This window comes from Pseudomonas sp. YQ_5 (assembly GCF_043103305.1).
GTDB classification, from domain to species: Bacteria; Pseudomonadota; Gammaproteobacteria; order Pseudomonadales; family Pseudomonadaceae; genus Aquipseudomonas; species Aquipseudomonas putida_Y.
The window spans coordinates 1-4460 of record NZ_JBICJS010000086.1; the positions used below are offsets into that span (position 1 = coordinate 1).

Genomic DNA, 4460 nt, shown 5'->3' on the forward strand with positions numbered 1-4460 from the left:
GGGTGTCAGAAATTTTGTGTTCGGGCATAACATGAGTCAGCGTCGCCATCGCAAATGACGGTTCGCCGAGTCAAAACAGACCACTTCGCTTCTTGCTTCTTGCTTCTTGCTTCTTGCTTCTTGCTTCTTGCTTCTTGCTTCTTGCTTCTTGCTTCTTGCTTCTTGGATGTGAGCATCCACATCAAGTAGGTATTCATTCGCGAAGGTGGCGCGTAGTCACCTTTCCGCCCTTCCGGCGGGTTACTTTGGTCGTGGCCAAAGTAACCAAAACCGTCGGCTCCCATCATCCGGCCCCTACGCTGCGCTCCGGGGTCCCCTCGCTCCGGACTTGCTCCCGGGAGGACCGCGCTGCAGGCCCCATCCTGGGGCCCAGCGCTTGACGGGCATCCATGCCCGTCACCTCCCTCCGCAAGCCCTACGCTCGGCCTCCTGAAGTCGCAATCTGCGTCGCCTGAACTGCCGCGCGCTCAGAAGCAAAAGCCAAGAGCAAGAGCAACGGCGTTCTTACAGGTATACCAGGCCGAGGGCAGCCTTGCCGGCGATATCCTTATCCAGATGACCGGGCAGAATCTCACCGAATGCATCGGCGGTGCCGGCCGATCACAGAGCTCGCTTTTCGCTTTTGATCTGGCTTCTAAGCGCGCGGTAGTCCAAGCAACGCAGATTGCGACTTCAGGAGGCCGAGTGGAGGCCTTGCGGAGGGAGATGACGGGCATGGATGCCCGTCAAGCGCTGAGGCCCCATGGATGGGGCCTGCAGCGCGTGCTCCCGGGAGCAAGGCCGGAGCGAGGGGACCCCGGAGCGCAGCGTAGGGGCCGGATGATGGGAGCCAACGGTTTTTGGTTCCTTTTTGCCACGACAAAAAGGGACCCGCCGTAAGGGCGGAAAGGTGAATTGGCGTCGCCATCGCAAACGGACTGTACGCCTGATCAAAACCGCCGCTTAAGCTTTTGGGCTTTGGGCTTTTGGGTTGTGCTTTCACATCGAGTAGACATTCATTCACGATATAGGCACCAAGTCACCTTTCCGCCCTTCCGGCGGGTTACTTTGGTCGTGGCCAAAGTAACCAAAACCGTCGGCTCCCATCATCCGGCCCCTACGCTGCGCTCCGGGGTCCCCTCGCTCCGGCCTTGCTCCCGGGAGGACCGCGCTGCAGGCCCCATCCTGGGGCCCAGCGCTTGACGGGCATCCATGCCCGTCACCTCCCTCCGCAAGCCCTGCGCTCGGCCTCCTGAAGTCGCAATCTGCGTCGCCTGATCTATCGCGCGCTTAGAAGCAAGAGCAAGAGCAAGATCAAGATCAAGAGCAAGATCAAGATCAAGAGCAAGTTGGAAAAACCGTAATGCATGGTTCATTCAAGAAAGACACGCTCGATAGCCTGCTGGTCGCGAAATTGGCCGGCCAGTTTCAATATCGCCCAGGCCAACTAAGCCGACCAAAGCGAGAAAACTCCTAAATATTTCCAGAGGACTTATCCACAAGCTTGTAGTCCATTTCCCAAATATATGCCCAGCTGTTGCCCTCCCCCCTTTCCGCGCCTAGCCTTGCCAATCACTGACGGGGCAAGTCCCGTCGTCACATCAATATTCCGTACCCACATCCTTGCCAAGGAGCGGTAAACATGGCTTTTGACGCGTATTTGCAAATCAGCGATATCCCAGGCGAAGCCTTGGACGAAAAGTACAGCAAGTGGATTGAAGTGACCGGTTATGACTTCGGTGTAAGCCAAAGCACCTCCGCCACCGCAAGCTCCGCCGGCGGCGCCAGCTCTGGCCGCACCGCAGCCAGCAACTTCACCTTCACCAAGTTTCTCGACAGCGCCAGTTGCAAACTGATGGAGGCCAGTTGTGCAGGCCAGCATTTCAAGGAAGTGAAACTCGCGCTGTGCCGCGCGGGCGGTGACAAGCTCAAGTATTACGAAATCATTCTCGAAGAAGTGATCATCGCCGACTACACCCAGAGCGCCGCCGATGGCGTGCCGATCGAGGTTGTTCAGCTCGACTACGGCCGAATCAAGACCACCTATACCCAGCAAAAACGCACCGACGGCTCCGGCGGCGGCAACATTGCTGGCGGGTGGGACCGGATCGGTAACAAGAAATACGCGTGAGGGGTCGCCATGTCTGAAGCCCGTGCGTTCATCAACCCCAGGATGCAAAACTACCACACGCTCAAGGCCGGTCTCGCGCTGACCGGGCACTCGGCCAACAAGTTTGACATCCTCAATTCGCACATTTTCAACAGCGTGGTCAGAGGCGGCGAACTGGTGATCGTCGGTGACTGGTCCACGCCTTCCTGCACCAGTCAGGAGGCGTATCTGATGTCGAAAGCTGCCGTGACCCATATGGGGCTGATGCGCAGCGGGCAAGGTGCCGATGAGTTTTTTCTGGAGAATTTCGAACTGTTGAAGAGCTTGCTCGCCCACGCGTCAATGGGTGCAGGCGTGGTTAGCGATGGCTGGAGCAAGCATCTGAAAGCAATTGAGGGCACATTGCTGGAAATCGAGAAATTGCACAGGGAGCATCTGGGCTCAGGGACGCTCAATGCCCGCGACCAGTTTTATGCCAAGCGTGCGGCACTGTTCTCGAAACTTGACGAACAGTTGGGCAAGCTGGCGGGGTTCGGCGCTGGATTGCGCAACAAGGGATCGATCAAGAGGACACTGGCCATTTCTACGAAAAGCTATTTGCACATGGGTGAAATTGCGGGGTATGCGGAAAAGGTCGCCGGGGTGGGCAAGGCTGCCAACCTGATCAAAAAAGGAACCTATATTGGCATAGCGCTTGACGTAGCAGCGACGGGGCTAGAGATTCGCCAGGCTTGTATTCTGGGCAGAGAAAGCGAATGCCAGCGAGCTGCATATGTAAACTCTGCATCATTAGCTGGAGGTCTGGCTGGTAGCGCTGTAGGCGGTTACCTAGGAGGGAGTATTGTTGCACCCGCAGTATGTGCGGCACTAGGAGTAGGGACTGCCGGACTAGGGGCACTCACCTGCGCGGTCATCGGTGGCGCTGCCGGGGCGAAGTTAGCCGGTGATTTCGCAGGAGAAAAAGGCGAGGTATTAGGTGATTTTTTGTATCACGAGCTCTCAAAATGACTAACATAGAGCCAGGACTGATCGCGCTGATCCTGATTACAGCAATGCTAATTGCCGCTAGCGCGCAAATTATTATTTCACACAAATACACCGAGCATTTTGAATCTTTCCTGCCCACCTCTCGCCTCGTATCTGACAACATCAAAAATTACCAGCACGCCGGACTCTTGGGCAAAACAATAAGAACCGGTCAGATTGCAACACTGTTGGCCCTACCCAAAATCTTCATTTACAGGGGTTACGCTGATATTGAGGAAATAAAAAATTTCCCCCTCCGCGAAAAGCGCATTTTGTTAACCCTATGGGTTATTCACATCACCTTGTTCATTGCACTGATGCTGTCGCATTATCTATGACTTCATGCCGATACGACTTGCCCCGAATCGAAACCTGACGTGGTAACGTAACGAGGGGATATTTCCTACAAAAGCCTGTACCGCTGGCCGCGATAATTAGTGTAGAAGAGCTAAATACGTCCATAGATCTTCCTTGACAGGCCGTGTCGCCGGGGGAGGGATAGCAGCAAGCTACGGTGGTACTATTGCCACTAGTATTTGTCTCGCTCTGGGCGTGCCAACAGCCGGTACAGGCGCACTCCTATGCGCTGTTATTGGTGGGGCTGCGGGAGCCACGGGAGGAAGCATGCTTGGCGGTGCTTTAGGGGAGGCGCTCGGCGAAGTATTATATGAAAAGGTAGGCAACCAATGAGTACTGCTGTGGGCATTGTTGCATTTATAATTTTGGCCGCCATGACCGTCACGCTTTGCGCATCGCTCTACATATCAATCTATCATCTTGGCAGGATCGAATCACTACTACCGAATAGCGCATTCGTGAGCGGAAATAAAAAAACCTTTTCACAAGCAGGCCTTATTGGCAAGGTAATGCGCACACTCTCAATATCAATACTACTAACAGCACCCAAGATATATGCGCGAAAAGGTTTAGTTGACCTTGATGAGGTCACGAGTTTCCCTATACGCATGAAGCGCACCCTGATCGTCTTAGGGGCTATGCACCCAACACTTATCGGAGCACTTATTCTATTTCGCATTTGGTTGCATACCCTGGACCCAAGCCGCAGTTGGTAGCGTGAGGATATCGAATGCCTAGGAAGTCAGGAAGGTTGCAGAAGTTCTAAAATAGTCGAGAGTGTTCATTGGCAGGTAGCGTGGGAGGAGGCCTAGTTGGTGCTAGTGGGCGTGGCGGCTTGCGGTGTGGTTCTGGGAATCGCATCGGGAGGGCCTGGGGCAATCGATTGTGGTGTAGCGGTTGGAGCTTTTTGGGGGATGCTAGGCGGGAAGCTCGGAAGCGATGGAGGAGAGCTGATGGGAAATGTACTCTACGAGCAGGTGGTGAAGTA

Annotated in this window: 3 protein-coding genes and 1 pseudogene; all 4 read left to right on the forward strand. The window is 54.9% G+C overall.

The window, feature by feature from the left end:
- Positions 1-507: 507 nt before the first annotated feature.
- A pseudogene (locus tag ACF8EA_RS19740) lies at positions 508-608 on the forward strand (hypothetical protein); the annotation flags it as partial.
- A gap of 1013 nt (positions 609-1621) precedes the next feature.
- Positions 1622-2110, forward strand: coding sequence for a type VI secretion system tube protein Hcp (locus tag ACF8EA_RS19745; RefSeq protein WP_021784766.1), 489 nt, complete (start codon positions 1622-1624; stop codon positions 2108-2110).
- A gap of 9 nt (positions 2111-2119) precedes the next feature.
- A complete protein-coding gene (locus ACF8EA_RS19750; protein WP_392523023.1) occupies positions 2120-3097 on the forward strand; it encodes a hypothetical protein in 978 nt (325 codons plus the stop codon).
- The gene (locus ACF8EA_RS19755; protein ID WP_103463252.1) at positions 3094-3453 is read left to right on the forward strand and encodes a hypothetical protein; all 360 of its coding nucleotides are present in this window, start codon (positions 3094-3096) and stop codon (positions 3451-3453) included. Before ACF8EA_RS19750 ends, ACF8EA_RS19755 begins: the two co-directional genes overlap by 4 nt.
- Positions 3454-4460: the final 1007 nt, after the last annotated feature.